We start from the raw sequence: 18,111 nt of genomic DNA, 5'->3' as shown, positions 1-18,111 counted from the left end.
GCGCACGCCAGTGCGCCGCGGCGTTTTTTTCAACATGCGGCAGCGTGGCCGGCCGTGCCAGCCGCGCTGTCCGCGTCACCGGGCCGACGTTGCCCGGCTCCGGTCACTGTTGCGGCGCGGCGTCGGGGGCCGGCGCGCCCTGCGCCGCGCGGCGTTGCTCCCAGCGCTCCTTCATCTTTTCGCGACGCTGCTCCATCTTCGCGAATTGCTGCTTGATCGCCGTGCTGACCGTCGTTTTCTGCTGATTGTTCAGCCCGTTGTAGAACGCGAGCCACGCGGATGCCGTCTGCTCGCGCAGTTGCGCATCTTGCTGTTCGGCTTGCTGACGCGCCGAGTGCAGCGCGCTCAGGTCGAGGATCGGCTGGTTTTGCTGCGCCTGGAACTGCCCGCGCAGCGCTTCATGGCTTTTGCGCATCGTGTCGCGGTTCTGTTTCATCGTATTGACGGCGGTCTGCCATTGCTGTTCCTGCGCAGCCGTCAGATTCAGCTTGTCGTGCAGTCGCATGATCACGCCGAACGGGCCGCCTTCCATCGAGTGGTGCGCGCCAGGGCCGCCGGGCGGCGGCGCGTCGGCAGGCGCGGCATGCGACACGGCGCTGAACGACAGGGCGAGCACGGCGGCGGCAATAGCGAGGCGGGAAGTCTTTTTCTGCATGTCAAACAACTCCTATTCTGAGAAATCCGGTATTGCGGCCGGCTTAGGGGCGGCATCGCCCGCCGGCATCCGGTAAGTTGCAGCGTAGCCAAGCGACGCCGCCGTCGTGTTACGTATGAGCAAGCTGCGTTTACGCCGCATTACGCTTGCCTTGCACGGTAACCCGCAGTAACCCTTTTGGATATTTGTTTCGTGTTCGCCCACCCACCTGCACGGTAAACTTTACGCCATGACTACCCAGATCCTCATCGTCGACGACGACCAAGAACTACGCGATTTGCTGCGCGACTATCTCGTCCGGCAAGGCATCGAGGTATCGGTGCTGCACGATGCCGCGACGCTCGAAAAGCGCCTCGAACGCGAGCGCCCCGATCTCATCGTGCTCGATCTGATGATGCCGGGCGTCGATGGCCTGAGCGCGCTGCGCCAGCTTCGCGCGGCGGGCGACGACATCCCCGTGATCATGCTGACGGCCCGCGCGGACGACGTCGATCGCATCGTCGGTCTCGAACTCGGCGCGGACGATTATCTCGGCAAGCCGTTCAATCCGCGCGAACTGCTTGCGCGCGTGCAGGCGGTGCTGCGCCGCCGCCGCGCGACGCCGTCGGCCGCCGCGCCGGAGCAGCGCGAGCCATACGCATTCGGCCGTTTCGTGCTCGATTTCCAGGCGCGCACGCTCGCCGTCGACGGCCGGCCGGCGACGCTGTCGAGCAGCGAATTCGCGCTGCTGAAGATCTTCGTCAGCCACGCGTTGCGCACGCTGACCCGCGAGCGCCTGCTCGAACTGTTGCACGGCCCCGAATACGACGGCACCGATCGCGGGATCGACGTGCAGGTATGGCGCTTGCGCCGGATTCTCGAAACCGATCCGTCGACGCCGCGTTTCATTCAGACGGTGCGGGGCCGCGGCTACGTGTTCGTGCCGAACGGCGAGGCTCATGCGCAAGCCCATTGATTCGCTGTTCGGCCGGCTTGCGCTGCTCGTCGTCTGTGTGCTGTTGCTGTCGCACTTCGCGTGGTTCTTCGCGATCAAGCTCGAACGCAACCGGGTGCAGACGCGCTATGCAGTCGAGGAGGCCGCGTTTCTCGTCGACGCGGTGCGCCAGCATGTCGAGCGCTCGCCGGATCAGCCGTTGCCGTCGCGCGTGCGGCTCGTCGCGCCGGCGAGCAGCGATGTGCCGGCCGACGGCAACGAGGACGATCTTCCGTCGCCGCTCAAGCGTTTCACCGAGGACCTGCGCGAGCGTCTGCCGTCCGGCACGCAAGTACGGGTCGGCCCGCCCGGCCATCCGCCGGTGGTATGGGTCAAGCAGCCGGACGACCGCAACTGGATCGTCGTGCCGGTACAGCCGTTGCGGCCGCCGCGTTCGTTCGACCGGATGGTGATTTGGCTCGCCATGATCTTTTCGGCCGCGGTGATGGCCGCGCTGTTCGCCGCGTGGCAATTGCAGCAGCCGCTGAGTTCGCTCGCCCGCGCGGTGGCGCGCTTCGGCCGCGGGATGGTGCCGCCGCCGCTCGCCGAGCGCGGGCCGCGCGAGTTGCGCCAGCTCACGCGGGGCTTCAATCAAATGGTGCAGCAGGTGTCGCGGGCGGAAAACGATCGCGCCGTGATGCTCGCGGGCGTCGCGCACGATCTGCGCACGCCGCTCGCGCGGATGCGGCTGCGCGCCGAGATGATGGAAGACGCGCGGCTGCGCGACGGCGTGGTGCGCGACGTCGATTCGATGACGCATATCGTCGACCAGTTCCTCGTATTTGCGCACGGCGGCGTCGATCGCAGCGAGATCGTGCCCGTCGATCAGGCGTGTGAGCGGATCGCGCGCACCTACCGCGCGGTCGCGCCGAATGCGCCTACCGTGCAGACCGAGCTGGCGGCCGGGCCGGGCTTCAAGCTGCCCACCGCGACGCTCGACCGCGTGCTGTCGAATCTGCTCGACAATGCGCATGCGTATGGCGCGCCGCCCGTGGTGATTTCGACGGCGCGGACCGCCGACGGCTACACCCTCGAGGTCAGCGATCACGGCCAGGGCATCGCGCCGCGCGATCTGGCCGATGCGACCCGGCCGTTCGTGCGCCTCGATCCGGCGCGCGGCGGCAACGGACATAGCGGGCTGGGGCTCGCGATAGTCGATCGGCTGGTGGCGCGCACGGGCGGTGCGTGCGAAGTCGGCAACCGCGAGCAGGGCGGCCTGCGGGTGGTGATGACGTTCCCGTTCGACGTGATGCCGAAGTCGGAACCGGCGACGGTGCCCTGATGCGCGCCGCGGCTGAAAGGCCGGGCGCCAGGCGGGGCGGTCGCCCGGGCTTTGCCGGGCGCCGCGGGCCGATTATTCGCCGAACAGCGTGCTGAGTGTTTCGGCGGCGTTGCTGTCGATCGTGTTGTAGGTCACGCTCGTTGCTTCGAAGATATACAGCGTTGTGTACTTGCCGAGCCGATCGAGGATCGTCTCCTGAAGGGTCTCGGGAACGATGTTCATGTTCAGATACCAAGCCGTCGACGATAGCCGCGTCTGGAACGAGCCGTACTCGTGCATTAGTTGATCGAACGCGTCGGCGTCCTGGTCGCGGCATACGATAACCAGATTTCCTGCCATTCATTTCCTCCGGCTGATTGACCATCGGCTCTTGCCGGCTCGCGCGGTTTCCCGCCGCGCTTGCGTTCGGAGCCAGCACCCATCATAACCTGCTTCGGCGCGCTGTCTGCCAGTCAGGTGTCACCGGCTGCGCCGCGTCGCCGCACGGGCGCCCGCCATGCGGGTTCCCGGCGGCACCGGATCACGGCATAATTCGGCGTTGCGGCGCAGCAGCGAGGCCAGCCGGCGCACGCCCCTCCTCGTCGATCCGTCCGTCCGCCGTCCGCTTGCCGTCCGTTTCGTCGTCCGCCTGCCGTGCGCGGGTTTTGGGCGATTGTTGCGCGGCAACGCCGGATTTCTTCGATTCGTTGCCCAAAAGGTTGTGCCTGAAATACCGGATGGTGTAGTGTCGTGCCGTCGCGAAGCCGGGTGGGTTCCGTTCGCGGGTGAAAGCCGGCGGTCTCGGTGCGCGTGCAGCCGCTTTCGCGTCGTCGCAGTCGAAATGAATTACCGCGCAAGTGCGCCTTGCCATGAGTCACATTCTCTTTCTGGCTTCTTTTATTGATTCGCACGGCTTTGCCGGGGAGGGCGCCTGATGGATCTCGGACTCCTCGATCCGAACCGCACCGCCAATGCGTCCGCATGGCGCGTATTGCCCAACCGCTGGGATTTCGTCGCGTTTCCGCTGATCATCTGCCTGATCGCGATGGCGTCGATCGGCTTTCACGAGACGATGGCGCCGATCACGACGCTCGACACGCAGAAGATCTCGCTCGATCCCGCGAATCTGCCTGAGTACGCGCTGCGCACGACGCTGCGGATGCTCGCGGCGATGGTCGCCTCGCTCGTGTTCACGCTCGTCTACGGCACGCTTGCCGCGAAGAGCCGCCGCGCGGGGATGGTGCTCGTGCCGATCCTCGACATCCTGCAGTCGGTGCCCGTGCTCGGCTACATTTCTTTTACGGTCACGTTCTTCCTCGCGCTGTTCCCGAGCCGCGTGCTCGGCGCCGAGCTGGCCGCGATCTTCGCGATCTTCACGAGCCAGGCGTGGAACATGACGTTCAGCTTCTACCAGTCGCTGCGCACGGTGCCGCGCGATCTCGACGAGGTCTCGCGCGGTTTTCACCTGACCGCGTGGCAGCGCTTCTGGAAGCTCGAAGTGCCGTTCTCGATGCCGGGCCTCATCTGGAACATGATGATGTCGATGTCGGGCGGTTGGTTCTTCGTCGTCGCCTCCGAGGCGATCACGGTCGGCAATCACACGATCACGCTGCCGGGGATCGGCGCGTATCTCGCCCAGGCGATCGCCGAGAAGAGCCTGGGCTCGGTCGGCTGGGTGATTCTGGCGATGACCGTCGTGATCCTCGCCTACGATCAATTGCTGTTCCGTCCGCTCGTCGCGTGGGCGGACAAGTTCCGGATGGAAAACACGAGTTCGGGCGACGCGCCGGAATCGTGGCTGCTCGATCTCGTGCGCCGCACGCGCCTGATCCATCAGCTTCTCGTGCCTGCCGGATGGTTCTTCGCGAAGGCCGCGCGGATTCCGCTGCGCGTGCCATCGCTCGACGCGGTCCGCTTCTCGATGCCGCGCGTCGAGAAGAAGGCGTCGCGCCTGGCCGATATCGGCTGGGCGATTCTCGTGATCGCCGGCACGCTCTACGTGGTGTGGCGCGTGGTCGCGTATGTGAAAACCGGGGTGACGCTCGACGAAGTGGGCCACGTGTTCGTGCTGGGCCTCATCACGCTGCTGCGCGTCACGCTGCTGATCGCGCTCGCGTCGCTGATCTGGGTGCCGGTCGGCGTATGGATCGGCCTGCGGCCGACGATCGCCGAGAAGGTGCAGCCGCTCGCGCAGTTTCTCGCGGCGTTTCCGGCGAACCTGTTGTTTCCGGTGTTCGTGATCGTGATCGCGCGCTACCACCTGAACGCCGACATCTGGCTGTCGCCGCTCATCGTGCTCGGCACTCAGTGGTATATCCTGTTCAACGTGATCGCGGGCGCGACCTCCTACCCGAACGATTACCGCGAGGCGGCCACTAATTTCCGTATCCGCGGCTGGCAATGGTGGCGCCAGGCGATCCTGCCGGGCATTTTCCCGTATTACGTGACGGGCGCGATCACCGCGTCGGGCGGCGCGTGGAATGCGAGCATCGTGTCCGAGTTCGTCCAATGGGGCGATACCAAGATCCAGGCGCACGGTCTCGGCGCGTACATTGCGCAGACGACGGCCGCGGGCGATTATCCGAAGATCATTCTCGGCATCGCCGTGATGTCCCTGTTCGTCACGCTGTTCAACCGCCTGTTGTGGCGTCCGCTGTATGCGTATGCCGAAGCGAAGCTTCGTCTCGATTGAGCGAGATTCGAAACCTGTCTGCCTGTCTGCCTATCGAGACCGACCGAGAGCGAAACGCGATGCAAAACCTGAATGCTGTGAACGCCCCTGTTCAGACCCCGACGCCGAGCGCGCCGCGCCTGGGCGACGAAATCCTGCGCGTCGACAACGTGAGTCGCGGCTTCAATAAGACCCAGGGCGAACTCCTCGTGCTCGACGGCGCGAACCTGTCGCTGCGCGAGGGCGAGATCGTCGGCTTGCTCGGCCGCTCGGGCTCCGGCAAGTCGACGCTGTTGCGCATCATCGCCGGCCTGATCGAACCGACGGGCGGTGAGGTCACGTATCTGGGCAAGCCGCTGTCGGGCCCGGCCGAAGGCGTCGCGATGGTGTTCCAGACCTTCGCGCTGTTTCCTTGGCTCACCGTGTTGCAGAACGTCGAGGCCGGGCTCGAGGCGCTCGGTGTCGGCGCGCGCGAGCGTCGCGAGCGCGCGCTCGCCGCGATCGACCTGATCGGTCTCGACGGCTTCGAGAACGCGTATCCGCGCGAGTTGTCGGGCGGCATGCGCCAGCGCGTGGGCTTCGCGCGCGCGTTGGTCGTCGATCCGACGCTGCTCTTGATGGACGAGCCGTTCTCCGCGCTCGACGTGCTGACCGCCGAAACACTGCGCACCGACTTGCTCGATCTGTGGACGCAGGGCCGCATGCCGATCAAATCGGTGCTGATCGTCACGCACAACATCGAGGAAGCGGTGTTCATGTGCGACCGGATTCTCGTGCTGTCGTCGAACCCGGGCCGCGTGATCGCCGAGATCAAGGTGCCGTTCAAGCACCCGCGCAATCGCCTCGACCCGGCGTTCCGCCGGCTCGTCGACGACATCTACGCGAAGATGACCGCGCGCCAGCTCGGCGAGGCGACGAAAAAGGGGCTGGAACTTGGAAGCTGGCTGCCGCGGGTGTCGACGAACCTGATGGCCGGCTTGATCGAAACGTTGGCGATGGCGCCGTACCACGGCCGCGCGGACATGCCGGAAATCGCGCGCACGCTGCATCTGGAGGTCGACGATCTGTTCCCGATCGCCGAAGTGCTGCAGCATCTCGGGTTCGCCGACGTGCGCGAGGGCGACGTGTTTCTGACCCCGCCCGGGCGCGTGTTCGCCGAGTTCGGCACGCAGGAGCGCAAGATCATGTTCGCCGAGCATCTGCTGCGCCACGTGCCGCTCGCCGCGCGGATCAAGAAGGTGCTCAACGAGCGGCCGGGGCATCGTGCGCCGCGCGTGCGCTTCGAGCAGGAGCTCGAGGATTTCCTGTCGGACGGCGCGGCCGAGGAGACGCTCGACGCGGTGATCGACTGGGGCCGGTATGGCGAGATCTTCTCGTACAACGACCAAACGGAAATCTTCAGTCTCGAGGACGTCGAGTCCTGATCCGGCGCGGGTGGCGACGCAGCCGCCGGTTGCCGTCGCTTGTCGGGATGTTTTCCGCTGGCAGCGAGGCGTGGGCGCTGCCAGCGATGTCAGCCGGTAACGGCGTGGGCAACGTATCGGATCACAGCGCTTGCGCGCGGCTTGCCGTGGCTATGCCGCTTCGGTCACCGCATCACTGCAGATTGCCCCAGCGCTCGACCGCCGGCTCCGCCGCCGCCCATTGCCAGCCATGCTGGCCTTCACATGCGCTCGCGAAATACCAGTCGGCGCGTGCGCCGTCCTTCACCGAGAACGCAAATTCCTTGCAGAGCGCAAGCGGCGTCGTGAACGCGCGCGTCACGCGTACTTCGCCTTCGCCGTTTTCGAGCGGCACGACGTTCTTTACCCGCCATGCGCGGGTCTCGCCGACCGCAAGGCCTGCCGCTGCCTGCGCGATCGCATCCTGCTGATTCTTGTGCAACTGCTTCATCGTGCGATTGACGGCTTCGTCTGTCGCGGCCTGCACCGCGATGCCGACGCCGACGCCGACCGCGGGGTTCGCGGTGACCAACCCCGTCGCGGCGCCCGCAAGCGCGCCGCTTGCCGCGCCGACCGAACCGCAGCCGGTGAGCCCGGCCGCCGCGGCGGCCAGGGCGAGGGCGGCCGCGAGCGGCAGTACCGCGCGCGTGGCCGCGCTCATTGCAGTGCTCCCCAGCGCTCGGTTGCCGGCTCCGCGGACGCCCACTTCCACGTTTGGCCGTCCCGGCAGAGCGTCGCGATATAGAAGCCCGATTGGGTCGGCGCGCCCGGTTTCGCGTTGGTGTCGACCGAAAAGACGATTTCCTTGCAGTCGAGCGGCCCGACGCTGATGAGCCGGCTGACGGTCACGCGGCCATGTTCGTCGTCTTCGATCGGGAACGAATGATGCGCCGACCACGGGGCGACGCCGCCGACGTCCAGAGGCCCGGCCGCCTCGGCGATCTTCGCCTGCGTGTAGCGGTGCGCGACGCGCTGAGTGTACTGAACGCCCGCGCGTGCGCCGGCGACGGCGCCGAGGCCGATGCCGGTTGTAACGGAGGCGTTTGTGGTGACTTTCGACGCAATGGCCGCGCCGGCGATGCCGGCGCCTGCCGTTGCTCCTTCGCTATACAGCGAGTTACAGCCCGACAAGAGTGCCGAGCACGCGGCGGCGCCGAGCACGGCCCATGCCGCCCAACTGCGCGCCCCACTGCGTGCGGGCGTTGCGATGCGATGGTTCATCCCTGATTGCGATCCTGTCTTTCTGCGCTGCGGCGCAGGCACCGCAAGCGTAGCGCCATTGTTCTGCAATTGTCCGACGAGAAATGCAAAAAATTGACAAACGCATGCCGCGCGCATCGCGCGGGCAATCTTTGGCATTGTGGTGCAAAGCAGGGCGCGGGGGTCGAATCGTTACAAATTGAATGTCATTGTTACCGCGAACTAACTGAATGGCTCCTACACTAATTGACCATGGACTGTTTCGACGGCGGCTTCGCGCCGCGCTGATCATGAGACACCCTGCCATGCGCCGCTCCAAGCGCCCCGAACCACGGGTGCGCGACGCCGGCACCGGCTCGCAGCAGCCGGTCAACGCACCGACTTCCCCCGCGCCCGCCGGCTCGGCACCCGCACATCCGTCCGACGGCGATCACAACCAGGGCGGCGCACGCCCGGAAGGGCTCGACTATCAACGCGATCTCGGCATCGATCAGGATGCGTGAACGCGTCGTTGTTACATGTGTTTGCATGTTTAACGCTTGAAATGTCGCAAGTGGCATGCGACTTGCTCGCTTCGACGGGGACGGTTTCCGTTGTACCGGGCAATCAGCAAACAGGAGGGTAGCCGTAATGAGCAGATTGATCGTGGTATCGAATCGCGTGGCGGCCGGCCAGGATGCGCGTCCGACAGCGGGCGGGCTTGCCGTGGGGGTGCTCGACGCGCTGAAGGAAACGGGCGGCATCTGGTTCGGCTGGAGCGGCGACATCGTCGGGGAGGCTGGCGAGCCGGTGATCGAGCGCGACGGCAAGGTCACCTATGCCACTGTCGGCCTGACGCGGCGTGACTATGACCAGTACTATCGGGGGTTCTCGAACGCGACGCTCTGGCCGGTGTTCCACTACCGGGTCGATCTCGCGCGTTTCGACCGGCAGGAGTACGCGGGCTATCTGCGCGTGAATTCCGCGCTCGCCAAGCAGTTGAGCGCGCTCATTCAGCCCGACGACATCATCTGGGTGCACGACTATCATCTGCTGCCGTTTGCGCATTGCTTGCGCGAACTCGGCATAAAAAATCCGATAGGCTTTTTCCTGCACATTCCGTTTCCCACGCCGGAAATTCTGCGCACGGTGCCGCCACACGAAGAACTGATCAAATTCATGTGCGCGTATGACGTGGTCGGTTTTCAAACGGAAGGCGACAAGCAGTCGTTCGTCGATTACATCGAGCGGCGTGGGCTCGGCACGTCGAGCGAAGACGGGATGCTGCATGCGCACGGCCGGGTCGTGAAGGTCGCGGCCTATCCGATCGGCATCTATCCGGACGCAATCGGCAAGGCGGCCGTCGAGTACGGATCGCGCAAGGCGGTCAAGGCGCTGCGCGATTCGATGCGCGATCGCAAGCTCGTGATCAGCGTCGATCGCCTCGATTATTCGAAGGGCTTGGTCGAGCGTTTTCAGGCGTTCGAGCGGATGCTCGCGAACGCGCCCGGCTGGCAGGGGCGCGTATCGCTCGTGCAGATCGCGCCGCCGACGCGCTCGGACGTGCAGACCTATCAGCGCATTCGCCAGACGCTCGAAGGCGAGGCGGGGCGCATCAACGGCCGTTTCGCACAGCTCGACTGGACGCCGATCCAGTATCTGAACCGCAAGTACGAGCGCAATCTGCTGATGGCGTTGTTCCGGCTGTCGCAAGTCGGCTACGTGACGCCGTTGCGAGACGGAATGAATCTCGTCGCGAAGGAGTACGTCGCATCACAGGATGCCGATAATCCGGGCGTGCTCGTGCTGTCCGAGTTCGCGGGGGCGGCGGCGGAACTGCCGGGCGCGTTGCTCGTGAATCCTTACGATTTGTCGCAGATGGCGGAATCGCTCGAGCGTGCGCTCGCGATGCCGCTCGACGAGCGGCAGGCGCGCCACGCGGACAACTTCGCGCGGCTGCGCGGCAACGATCTGTCGGTATGGCGCGATTCGTTCCTCACCGATCTGCGCAGCGTTGCGACGGCGGCATCGGTGACGCAACGCGCGGGGCGGCGCATCGCCAATGCGTGAAAAGCGCGGCGCACGCGCGGCGAGCAGCGCTGAACGCGTGCGCCGAGGTTGACGTTGACGTGTCGGGCGCGGGTTCGTCGTCACCGGCGGCCCCGGCTCGGGTAAGAGCACGTTGATCGGCGCTCCGCACGCGCGAGGCTGCGCGTGCTCGGACGAAGCGGGGCCGGGCGTGATCCGGGATCAAATCGCGATTGGCGGGCGCGCGATTGCCGGTTTCGAATCACGCGCATCGGTAGCCGTTTCGATACATCTCGTTGCAAATTGACGGCCGGCCGGTCTCTTGGACCGACCTCTCGGAACAACCTCAATGCCGGCCGCCGCCGGCTCCATCGCCGCCGCCATTGCCGCGGCCGCCTTGCCAGCCGTTGCCCCGATCGCTATGCCAATTGCCTTGCCAGCCGTTGCCGCGATCGCCGCCGCCATTGCCGCGGCCGCCTTGCCAGCCGTTGCCCCGATCGCTATGCCAATTGCCCTGCCAGCCGTTGCCGCGATCGCCGCTGTTGCCGCGGCCGCCTTGCCAGCCGTTACCGCGATCGCCATGCCCGTTGCCTTGCCAGCCATTGCCGCGATCGCCACGCCAGTTGCCGTCGCGCCAATGATCGCGGTCACGCCAGCCGCCGCCTCCACCGCCCCAAATATTGACTGTCCCGTACACGGGGGCGTAGCCCTGGTCATACACATAACCGCCGGGGTAGGCCGGCTGTCCGTAATCGTAGCCGTAGCCGCCGTCCGGCACGGCGACGCAGCCTGCAAGCAGCGCGGCGGTCCCCAACGCAATGAGCCGTTTTAGCATGGTGTTCTCCCTGTTTACTGTTTTCCCCGTCGTTTTACTGAGTTAGGAAGCCCACGCCTATACCAAGTTCGAGACGAATTGTGTCCGCACATTACAATCGCGTAAGCGATAATTGGGGCACGCAGGCGGCGCGCGTGCCGCTTCGCGCATGGTCAACTTTTTTGGGAGTACTGGATGAAGTCAGTCATTCGTTCTGCCGCCAATGCAGCTTGCGTCGCGGTATTCGCCGGCTTTTGCGGATTCGCGGTCGCGGCGAGTGAGCCGTCGCCCGACGCGGCCGCCGATGCGGCATCGGCGCCGAAACTGTCGGCCAACGACGTCAAGATGTTTCCGGCTGCCAAGCCGGGCCAGAAGCGCGTGGTGATCGCGCTGCCGGCCGAGCGTCAGGAGGACGACATCCGGGTCGAGCTGATTGTCGGCAAGACGATGCAGGTCGACTGCAATTCTCACTGGTTCGGCGGCGATCTCAAGCACGAGACCGTGCAAGGCTGGGGCTATTCGTATTATTCCCTCGCCGATGCGAAGGGCCCGGCCGCCACGCTGATGGCGTGCCCGTCGCAGGCGGCACGCGAGGACTTCGTGCCCGTCAGGGGGAGCGGTTATCTGCTGCGTTACAACAGCCGTTTGCCGATCGTCGTCTATGTGCCGAGCGGGTTCGACGTGCGCTATCGGTTGTGGTACGCGTCGAATGAAGTCGCGCGGGCCGTCGAGCGATAAACGCGGGCATTCCGGCCGCCGCGTGCGGCCGATACAGGGCGATGGCGCGCGGCCGTGCCGTCGGCGGGCACGCGAGCCGGCGCGGGCATCGCACGGGCGGCGCGGCCGTCCGGGCTGCGGGCGCCATGCCGCACGGCATCGGCCGCACGCCGCATCACGGAGCGCGGCATCATGGCCGGATGCGCGTCATTCCCAGATGCCGCGCACCGCGACAGCGACGATCACCGGCACGGAAAAGACGAGCGGAATCGCGAAGTAGGGCGCTTCACGATCGACGTACCAGCGATAAATCACCCAGGCTGCGCCGAGGCCGAACGTGACGATGCCGATCAGCACGGCGAACACGTTGAGCGCGAGGTTCGAAGGGCGCCGGCGTTTGGGCTTGACCGGATCGGGCAGGTTCGGGTTCATCGCGCTAAGGTGGGCAAGAGTCGGACGCGGCAAGCCGCTTGTGGCGCTTTGGCGCGATATCGATCATCGCAGCAAAGCGCGCCTCCGGGAACAGGCTACGCCAAAATCCAGCCGCTTGGCGGGAACCTGTGCCGGCGGCTTTGCCCGGTTTCGCGGCGTGTCGGCGTGCTTTCGGATATTTCGTTTAGCCGCGCTGATCAACCGCATTCGGCAAGCAGCCACCGCCGAAAGCGCGGCGCCGCGGCCGCTTCGGGCCGCGCGGCCGGGCAGACGAGAAAATAGCCGCGCGATGTGGTGACCGGCGCATCGAACAGCCGGACCAACTGGCCGCCTGCGACGAGTTCGTCGGTGAGCGGCGTCCAGCCAAGCGCGACACCCTGGTTCATCAGCGCGGCATGGATAACGAGCGCATAGCTGTTGAACATCATCCCGCATCGCTCGTCGGGCGCATCGAGCGACTGGGCCGAGAACCAGCCGCGCCATGACAGCCAGCGTTCGGGGTCGGTTGGCTGTACATGCAGCAACGGCAGGCCGGCCAAGCCTGACGGCGACGCGGCGTTCGGATGCGCGGCGCGAAACGCGGGCGAGCAAACGGGCGTTACCGCTTCCTGAAACAGCCGCGTCGATGCGCATGGCGCCCAGTCGCCGCTGCCGAACGCGATGGCGATATCGGCGCGGTCGCGCTGCGGATCATACGCATGCTGCGACGTGACGATCTTCACGTTCAAATCGGGCAACGCCGCTTTCAGCCGCGCGAGCCGAGGCATCAGCCAGTACGTTGCAAACCCGAAATCGGTGAGGATCGTCAGCGCTTCGCTCTCGCGGCGTGCGCGGATACCGGCACTCGCGATGCGAATCGCATCGAGGCCGTGCCGCACCGCCTCGAACAGCCGCTCGCCCTCGGGCGTGAGCGTGACGCCGCGATATCCGCGTTCGAACAGCGGCGCGCCCAGATCCGTTTCGAGTTGAACGACCCGCTGACTGACCGCCGGCTGAGTCGAGCCGAGTTCGCGCGCGGCAGCCGTGAAGCTGGCGAGGCGTGCGGCCGATTCGAATACCGCCAGCGTCTGCAGCGGCGGCAGGCGATCCTGTTCCGGCATAAGTTCCTCTTATGTTTCCATAAGCGCCCGGCGTCTTCACACGGGATATCCGAGCGGCGATAGTACGCGGGTCGGTTCCTCGACGAAACGCACGCAGGTTGCCCGCATGGAACTGTCCCTCGCGCATTGCTCGTCGCGCGGCGGACGGTGTGTCGTGCAACGTGGCGCTCCTGCGCAATCCGTCACGATTCTAGCCGCCCCGGTCCATGAGCCTTAGCAAGAAGCCGAATATCCTTATTCTGATGGCCGACCAGATGACGCCGCTTGCGTTGCGCGCATACGGCCACCGCGTATCGTCGACTCCGCGCCTCGACGCGCTCGCGCGCGAAGGCGTGGTGTTCGATTCCGCTTATTGCGCGAGCCCGTTGTGCGCGCCCGCGCGCTTCTCGATGCTGGCGGGCAAACTGCCGTCGCACATCGGCGCTTACGATAACGCGGCGGAATTTCCAGCGCAAACGCTGACGTTCGCGCACTATCTGCGCGCGGCCGGCTACCGGACGATCTTGTCCGGCAAGATGCATTTCTGCGGCGCAGATCAGCTCCACGGCTTCGAGGAGCGGCTCACGACAGACATCTATCCGGCCGATTTCGGCTGGGTGCCCGATTGGGAGCGCCCTGACGTCCGGCCTAGCTGGTATCACAACATGAGTTCGGTGATCGATGCTGGCCCCTGCGTGCGCACCAATCAGCTCGATTTCGACGACGAGGTCACGTTCACTTCGCGCCAGAAGCTTTTCGACCTTGCGCGGGAGCGGGCCGCAGGCCGCGACGAGCGGCCGTTCTGCATGGTCGCCTCGCTCACCCATCCGCACGATCCGTATGCGATCACCCGCGAATACTGGGACCGCTATCGCGACGAAGATATCGATCCGCCGCATACGTCGCTGTCGTTCGACGAAAGCGATCCGCACTCGCAGCGGCTGCGCCGCGTTTGCGAGACCGACCGCACGCCGCCAAGCGCGCAGCAAGTTCGCCACGCGCGCCGCGCGTATTACGGCGCGCTGTCGTATGTCGACGCGCAGTTCGACGCGATTCTCGATGCGCTCGCGCAAACCGGCATGGCCGGCGAGACGATCGTGATCGTCACGTCCGACCACGGCGATATGCTCGGCGAGCGCGGCCTTTGGTACAAGATGACGTTCTTCGAAGGCGGCGTGCGCGTGCCGCTGATCGTGCATGCGCCGGGGCGCTTCGCTGCGCGCCGCGTGGCGGCGTCGGTGTCGCATGTCGATCTGCTGCCTACGCTCGTCGAGCTTGCGACGGGCGAGCGGCGCACCGTGTGGCCCGATCCGGTCGACGGGCAAAGCCTCGTTGCGCATCTGCGGGGCGACGCGGGGCATGACGAGGCGATCGGCGAATATCTGGCGGAAGGGGCCGTCGCGCCGATCGTGATGCTTCGGCGCGGCGCATGCAAGTTCATCCATTCGCCGGCCGATCCGGATCAACTCTACGATCTTTCGCGCGATCCGCATGAACTGCGCAATCTGGCGGCCGATCCCGAGGCCGCGCCGCTCGCAGATGCGTTTCGCGCCGAGATCGCGCGCCGCTGGGATCTGCCCGCGCTGCATCGCGACGTGATCGCGAGCCAGCGCCGGCGCCGCTTTCATTTCGCCGCGACCACGCAAGGGCGAATCCACGCGTGGGACTGGCAGCCGTTCAACGATGCGAGCCAGCGCTACATGCGCAATCACCTTGAACTCGATGCGCTGGAGGCACTCGCACGTTTTCCGCGCGCGGCGCGCTGATCGTTCACGCCATACGGAGGTCACCATGAAAAGCCGCTGGATTGCCGCGCTGACGTGCGCGCTTGCAGGCATGCTGGCGTTGGCGCAGCCGGCGCGGCCCGCGCACGCGGCGCAACCGCAAACCTGCGAGACGGTGCGTATGGCCGGGCCGGGATGGACCGACATCGACGCGACCAACGCGGTGGCCGGCGTGATCCTGAAGGCGCTCGGCTACCGTCAGAGCGTCTCGAATCTGTCGGTGCCGATCACTTACCAGGGCCTGAAAAAAGGGCAGATCGACGTGTTCCTCGGCAACTGGATGCCCGCGCAAGGCCCGCTCGTGAAGCCGTTCGTCGACGAGCACGCGATCGACGTGCTGCACGCGAATCTGAGCGGCGCGAAGTTTACGCTCGCCGTGCCGGATTACGTCGCGGACGCCGGCGTGCGAACCTTCGCCGATCTTGCCAAGCACGCGGACCAATTCGGCCGCCGCATCTACGGGATCGAGCCGGGCGCGCCCGCGAATCAGAACATCAAGAAAATGATCGCCGACAATGCATTTGGCCTCGGCAACTGGTCGATCGTCGAGTCGAGCGAGACCGGCATGCTGACCCAGGTCGAGCGCGCCGGGCGCGACAGGAAGTGGATCGTGTTTCTCGCGTGGGAGCCGCATTTGATGAACACGAAGTTTCATCTGCACTACCTCGCGCTCGGCGATGCGTACTTCGGTCCGAACTATGGCGGCGCGACAGTCAACACGGTGACGCGCGCGGGCTTTGCCGGCGAATGCGCGAACCTGGGGCGATTCTTTACGCAACTCACGTTCGACGTCGATCTTGAGAACCGGATCATCGCGGATATGTTGCAGGACAAGCTCGATGCGTCGACAGCCGCGCGCCGCGCGCTGCAACGCAATCCCGCGCTGTGGCGTGCTTGGCTCAAGGGCGTCACGACGGTCGACGGCCGTGACGGAGTGCAGGCGGTCAATGCAGCGCTGGGGCTGCGTTGATGAAACCTTGGAGGGTGATCGGCTCCCGACGGTCTTCGTATTTCCACGTTTGAGGGCTGTCACCGATCCCAACCAACTCGGAATAGAAGTGGTCTGGCAGTTCTGCTGACAATATGTCTAATAAGACCAGGGGAACGCCATGTCCAAAATCATTAATACCGTTGTGACGGGGATTGTTACCGCTCTGTTGCCTCTGATCTCAAGTGAAGCTTCGAGCTATTTCAGCGGTAATGGTGGCACGATACGTGTCAGTAGGCTGGTGCCAATTGGCGGGGCGGAAACCACTCTGGTTTTCATCGAAAATGAATCGCAGCGAGTAGTCAATGACGTAACATTTGAGCTGCCTGCAAGCGTGCAACCCTCCCAGATAACCGCCGACACGGCGGTAAAGATTGTCGACAACGGTATTGCGAGCAATCAGGCATTGCGCACGGTGACAGTCGGACTCAGCGTTTTGACCTTGAAGCGATTCGAGTTCTTAACACGCATGAAGTGGGGTAACCGTATGACGGTCTGCGTCCTCCCGTTTATAACGCGATCGCGTTTACAGGATTGGCGGCATTGATCCAAGGGTTAATCCTAGCATTAGGCGTATATGTACTTTTAAGCACTCAGGAAGGCATCACACGAAGATTAGAGAAAGCTGAAAAAAACATGAGAGCCTCAGCGTCACACTAGCGCAGGTCCGTGCAACAAACACGAAGCCTCGCATCCTGTTGCTAGCGCGAATCCGCGACTACGCGAAAGAACTCGACTTCTGGCGAAACGCTAGCCGCCAGCCCGCGAAACCCGTGCCCCGTCATTCGCGGCTTGTAGCCCATGCGATAGAGCGCATAGAGCATGATGTTGTTCGAAATGTGGCTTCGGCCCCGCACGCTGTAAAAGGTGGATCTTGGATTGCTGTTGGGGGGAGCACTGGTCCGCGTGGAGTTTGTGGAGTCGCCGAAGTCGCAAGGTTGCTCCGGCGAGTGATTCCCCCGTCATCAACTGACACCTTTAACTGGCCTCAGCACACGAAATTCCTCACACGTCCGTTCGATTCAAGGCTGCCGTATTGTGCAGCTTTCCATCGTTTCCCCGGTAAATGCATATGGGACGATCGTTTTGACTCAGCAGCGCTGGCGAACTCGTTGCCGTGTTTGGATTAGTGTCCAGCCAAGTATCCTTTCCCCATGACTCGTTATTTATGCTTGTCAGGTAAAACAGGTTCCCGTCGCCGTTGTGGTCCAGGTGAACGAGAGCGAACCCCAGCGCCTTCGAGTACATGGCTGCCGGTGCTGCGTCCATCGCGACCAGCGCATTCACGCGTTCGTCGGCTCCCCATTGAATTCCGTTGGTCCACGTGACCCAACAGCGGTTGACTTCACTGCCATCGCCACGGTGATAAATCCAAAGCGTATCTCCGTTGACTGCCAGAGCAGGTGAGTCGGAAGTCGTCACGCCATCAATGCGCGTGTCTTTTGTCCACGCCAAGCCATTGTACTTGGTGTACCAAAGCTGATTGCTGTCACCTCCCTCGCCGCGATGCACGAGCCACAAGTAATTGCCAACTACGGCAAGGGCCGGATTTCCGGTGATGCCGACATTTTCGATGCGGGTATCTGGCTCCCATGTATAGCCGTCATCGTGGGAAGCCGTGATCCACACTTGGTTACCTTCGTTGCCTTGGCCTCGGTGGGCCAAGTACAGCGTGTTTTTGTAAATGGCCATGGCGGGGCCGCCCGACATTCCAACGCCGGGTACAAGCTTAGGTTCGCTCCATTGGGAATTGACGTATCGCGTTAAATACAATTCGCCGCTATTGTTCGGGCCTTGATACGCGATAAGGAGCCTGCCTAATAAGTAATTGATCGCCGCAGGCGTATCGCTCAGTGGATATGCTGGAACAAATTGGAAGTCGTTGTCGAGACTGGCCGACTCACCGGTAGTATGGTCAGGATTACTCATGTTTGCCTCATTTTGAAGAGTTAATAGGTTATAGGGAGATTCGGCGGCGCGATCGTGAGCCGGCGCAGGGTTTTGCGCCAATAATGGTGGCGCTCCATCGTCATGGTGACGCAGGCACACGAAGTCGGCGTTAGTAAAGGTAAGGTGAAGCTCGATTAG

18 protein-coding genes and 2 pseudogenes are annotated in these 18,111 nt (G+C 64.4%); 11 read left to right on the top strand and 9 right to left on the bottom strand.

The genetic code is table 11. The annotated features are described in order from the left end of the window. Positions 1-103: 103 nt before the first annotated feature. The gene (locus AQ611_RS13690) at positions 104-655 is read right to left on the bottom strand and encodes a Spy/CpxP family protein refolding chaperone (RefSeq protein WP_059520362.1); all 552 of its coding nucleotides are present in this window, start codon (positions 653-655) and stop codon (positions 104-106) included. 229 nt (positions 656-884) lie between these two features. On the opposite strand from AQ611_RS13690, the gene AQ611_RS13685 reads away from it, so the two are divergent. Both AQ611_RS13685 and AQ611_RS13680 read left to right on the top strand, forming a co-directional pair. Next, a complete protein-coding gene (locus AQ611_RS13685) occupies positions 885-1,610 on the top strand; it encodes a response regulator (RefSeq protein WP_059520361.1) in 726 nt (241 codons plus the stop codon). Then, positions 1,594-2,910 (top strand): ATP-binding protein, encoded by a 1,317-nt coding sequence (locus AQ611_RS13680; RefSeq protein WP_069234828.1) that lies wholly within the window; start codon positions 1,594-1,596, stop codon positions 2,908-2,910. Before AQ611_RS13685 ends, AQ611_RS13680 begins: the two co-directional genes overlap by 17 nt. A 72-nt stretch (positions 2,911-2,982) precedes the next feature. Here AQ611_RS13680 and AQ611_RS13675 read toward each other — a convergent pair whose 3' ends face one another. Continuing rightward, positions 2,983-3,249, bottom strand: a complete 267-nt coding sequence (locus AQ611_RS13675; protein WP_059520359.1) for a double-stranded DNA-specific endonuclease — start codon at positions 3,247-3,249, stop codon at positions 2,983-2,985. 574 nt (positions 3,250-3,823) lie between these two features. Between AQ611_RS13675 and AQ611_RS13670 the strand changes: the two genes are divergently transcribed. Beyond that, positions 3,824-5,581: an ABC transporter permease gene (locus tag AQ611_RS13670; protein ID WP_069234827.1), complete on the top strand. Its 1,758-nt coding sequence runs from the start codon at positions 3,824-3,826 to the stop codon at positions 5,579-5,581. Between the two features lie 59 nt (positions 5,582-5,640). After that, positions 5,641-6,984 (top strand): ABC transporter ATP-binding protein, encoded by a 1,344-nt coding sequence (locus tag AQ611_RS13665; RefSeq protein WP_069234826.1) that lies wholly within the window; start codon positions 5,641-5,643, stop codon positions 6,982-6,984. Positions 6,985-7,156: 172 nt separating this feature from the next. On the opposite strand, the gene AQ611_RS13660 is transcribed toward AQ611_RS13665, so the two are convergent. Together AQ611_RS13660 and AQ611_RS13655 are read right to left on the bottom strand one after the other, a co-directional pair. Further along, positions 7,157-7,663, bottom strand: coding sequence for a hypothetical protein (locus AQ611_RS13660; protein WP_059520356.1), 507 nt, complete (start codon positions 7,661-7,663; stop codon positions 7,157-7,159). Continuing rightward, entirely contained in the window at positions 7,660-8,223 is a 564-nt protein-coding gene (locus tag AQ611_RS13655; protein WP_069235307.1) for a hypothetical protein, read from the bottom strand. The genes AQ611_RS13660 and AQ611_RS13655 overlap by 4 nt, the downstream gene beginning before the upstream one ends. 284 nt (positions 8,224-8,507) lie before the next feature. Here AQ611_RS13655 and AQ611_RS13650 point away from each other — a divergent pair, with 284 nt between their 5' ends. From AQ611_RS13650 to AQ611_RS24765, 3 genes and pseudogenes are all read left to right on the top strand, one after another. After that, positions 8,508-8,705, top strand: coding sequence for a hypothetical protein (locus AQ611_RS13650; RefSeq protein WP_059520355.1), 198 nt, complete (start codon positions 8,508-8,510; stop codon positions 8,703-8,705). Positions 8,706-8,832: 127 nt separating this feature from the next. Then, positions 8,833-10,251, top strand: coding sequence for an alpha,alpha-trehalose-phosphate synthase (UDP-forming) (otsA, locus tag AQ611_RS13645; RefSeq protein WP_069234825.1), 1,419 nt, complete (start codon positions 8,833-8,835; stop codon positions 10,249-10,251). A gap of 61 nt (positions 10,252-10,312) precedes the next feature. Further along, positions 10,313-10,489: pseudogene (locus AQ611_RS24765) on the top strand (AAA family ATPase); the annotation flags it as partial. Positions 10,490-10,555: 66 nt separating this feature from the next. On the opposite strand, the gene AQ611_RS13640 reads toward AQ611_RS24765, so the two are convergent. Further along, positions 10,556-11,044, bottom strand: a complete 489-nt coding sequence (locus tag AQ611_RS13640; protein ID WP_069234824.1) for a hypothetical protein — start codon at positions 11,042-11,044, stop codon at positions 10,556-10,558. Between the two features lie 174 nt (positions 11,045-11,218). On the opposite strand from AQ611_RS13640, the gene eco reads away from it, so the two are divergent. Continuing rightward, complete coding sequence (eco, locus tag AQ611_RS13635) at positions 11,219-11,761, top strand: serine protease inhibitor ecotin (protein WP_059520352.1); 543 nt, start codon at positions 11,219-11,221, stop codon at positions 11,759-11,761. A gap of 186 nt (positions 11,762-11,947) precedes the next feature. On the opposite strand, the gene AQ611_RS13630 is transcribed toward eco, so the two are convergent. After that, positions 11,948-12,172 carry a hypothetical protein gene (locus tag AQ611_RS13630; RefSeq protein ID WP_059520351.1) on the bottom strand — a complete coding sequence of 75 codons (225 nt, stop codon included), beginning with the start codon at positions 12,170-12,172 and terminating at the stop codon, positions 11,948-11,950. Positions 12,173-12,369: 197 nt separating this feature from the next. Continuing rightward, on the bottom strand, positions 12,370-13,272 hold the full coding sequence (locus AQ611_RS13625; RefSeq protein WP_059520350.1) for a choline sulfate utilization transcriptional regulator: 903 nt from the start codon (positions 13,270-13,272) through the stop codon (positions 12,370-12,372). Positions 13,273-13,478: 206 nt separating this feature from the next. Between AQ611_RS13625 and betC the strand changes: the two genes are divergently transcribed. From betC to AQ611_RS25580, 3 genes are all read left to right on the top strand, one after another. Next, positions 13,479-15,017 (top strand): choline-sulfatase, encoded by a 1,539-nt coding sequence (gene betC, locus AQ611_RS13620; RefSeq protein WP_069234823.1) that lies wholly within the window; start codon positions 13,479-13,481, stop codon positions 15,015-15,017. A 25-nt stretch (positions 15,018-15,042) separates the two neighbouring features. Next, complete coding sequence (gene choX / locus AQ611_RS13615) at positions 15,043-16,005, top strand: choline ABC transporter substrate-binding protein (RefSeq protein WP_083237324.1); 963 nt, start codon at positions 15,043-15,045, stop codon at positions 16,003-16,005. A gap of 139 nt (positions 16,006-16,144) precedes the next feature. Then, positions 16,145-16,570, top strand: coding sequence for a hypothetical protein (locus AQ611_RS25580; RefSeq protein WP_102720112.1), 426 nt, complete (start codon positions 16,145-16,147; stop codon positions 16,568-16,570). A gap of 163 nt (positions 16,571-16,733) precedes the next feature. Here the strand turns inward: AQ611_RS25580 and AQ611_RS26735 are convergent. Together AQ611_RS26735 and AQ611_RS13605 are read right to left on the bottom strand one after the other, a co-directional pair. Beyond that, positions 16,734-16,898: pseudogene (locus AQ611_RS26735) on the bottom strand (integrase); the annotation flags it as partial. A gap of 130 nt (positions 16,899-17,028) precedes the next feature. Next, the gene (locus AQ611_RS13605; RefSeq protein WP_125910541.1) at positions 17,029-17,952 is read right to left on the bottom strand and encodes a hypothetical protein; all 924 of its coding nucleotides are present in this window, start codon (positions 17,950-17,952) and stop codon (positions 17,029-17,031) included. Positions 17,953-18,111: the final 159 nt, after the last annotated feature.

Origin of the sequence: Burkholderia singularis, from assembly GCF_001718875.1 — a bacterium.
Lineage (GTDB): Bacteria > Pseudomonadota > Gammaproteobacteria > Burkholderiales > Burkholderiaceae > Burkholderia > Burkholderia singularis.
Note: the sequence above shows the minus strand (reverse complement) of the source record. Positions and strands in the feature narration are given on the sequence as shown.

Bases quoted from the DNA above. Each gene is read 5' to 3' on its own strand.
- AQ611_RS13665 (WP_069234826.1), top strand. From the start codon at position 5,641: ATGCAAAACCTGAATGCTGTGAACGCCCCTGTTCAGACCCCGACGCCG.
- AQ611_RS13605 (WP_125910541.1), bottom strand. From the start codon at position 17,952: ATGAGTAATCCTGACCATACTACCGGTGAGTCGGCCAGTCTCGACAAC.
- otsA (WP_069234825.1), top strand. From the start codon at position 8,833: ATGAGCAGATTGATCGTGGTATCGAATCGCGTGGCGGCCGGCCAGGAT.
- AQ611_RS13625 (WP_059520350.1), bottom strand. From the start codon at position 13,272: ATGCCGGAACAGGATCGCCTGCCGCCGCTGCAGACGCTGGCGGTATTC.
- AQ611_RS13655 (WP_069235307.1), bottom strand. From the start codon at position 8,223: ATGAACCATCGCATCGCAACGCCCGCACGCAGTGGGGCGCGCAGTTGG.
- betC (WP_069234823.1), top strand. From the start codon at position 13,479: ATGAGCCTTAGCAAGAAGCCGAATATCCTTATTCTGATGGCCGACCAG.
- AQ611_RS25580 (WP_102720112.1), top strand. From the start codon at position 16,145: ATGTCCAAAATCATTAATACCGTTGTGACGGGGATTGTTACCGCTCTG.
- AQ611_RS13640 (WP_069234824.1), bottom strand. From the start codon at position 11,044: ATGCTAAAACGGCTCATTGCGTTGGGGACCGCCGCGCTGCTTGCAGGC.
- AQ611_RS13660 (WP_059520356.1), bottom strand. From the start codon at position 7,663: ATGAGCGCGGCCACGCGCGCGGTACTGCCGCTCGCGGCCGCCCTCGCC.
- AQ611_RS13630 (WP_059520351.1), bottom strand. From the start codon at position 12,172: ATGAACCCGAACCTGCCCGATCCGGTCAAGCCCAAACGCCGGCGCCCT.
- AQ611_RS13690 (WP_059520362.1), bottom strand. From the start codon at position 655: ATGCAGAAAAAGACTTCCCGCCTCGCTATTGCCGCCGCCGTGCTCGCC.
- choX (WP_083237324.1), top strand. From the start codon at position 15,043: ATGAAAAGCCGCTGGATTGCCGCGCTGACGTGCGCGCTTGCAGGCATG.
- AQ611_RS13685 (WP_059520361.1), top strand. From the start codon at position 885: ATGACTACCCAGATCCTCATCGTCGACGACGACCAAGAACTACGCGAT.
- AQ611_RS13675 (WP_059520359.1), bottom strand. From the start codon at position 3,249: ATGGCAGGAAATCTGGTTATCGTATGCCGCGACCAGGACGCCGACGCG.
- AQ611_RS13650 (WP_059520355.1), top strand. From the start codon at position 8,508: ATGCGCCGCTCCAAGCGCCCCGAACCACGGGTGCGCGACGCCGGCACC.
- eco (WP_059520352.1), top strand. From the start codon at position 11,219: ATGAAGTCAGTCATTCGTTCTGCCGCCAATGCAGCTTGCGTCGCGGTA.
- AQ611_RS13680 (WP_069234828.1), top strand. From the start codon at position 1,594: ATGCGCAAGCCCATTGATTCGCTGTTCGGCCGGCTTGCGCTGCTCGTC.
- AQ611_RS13670 (WP_069234827.1), top strand. From the start codon at position 3,824: ATGGATCTCGGACTCCTCGATCCGAACCGCACCGCCAATGCGTCCGCA.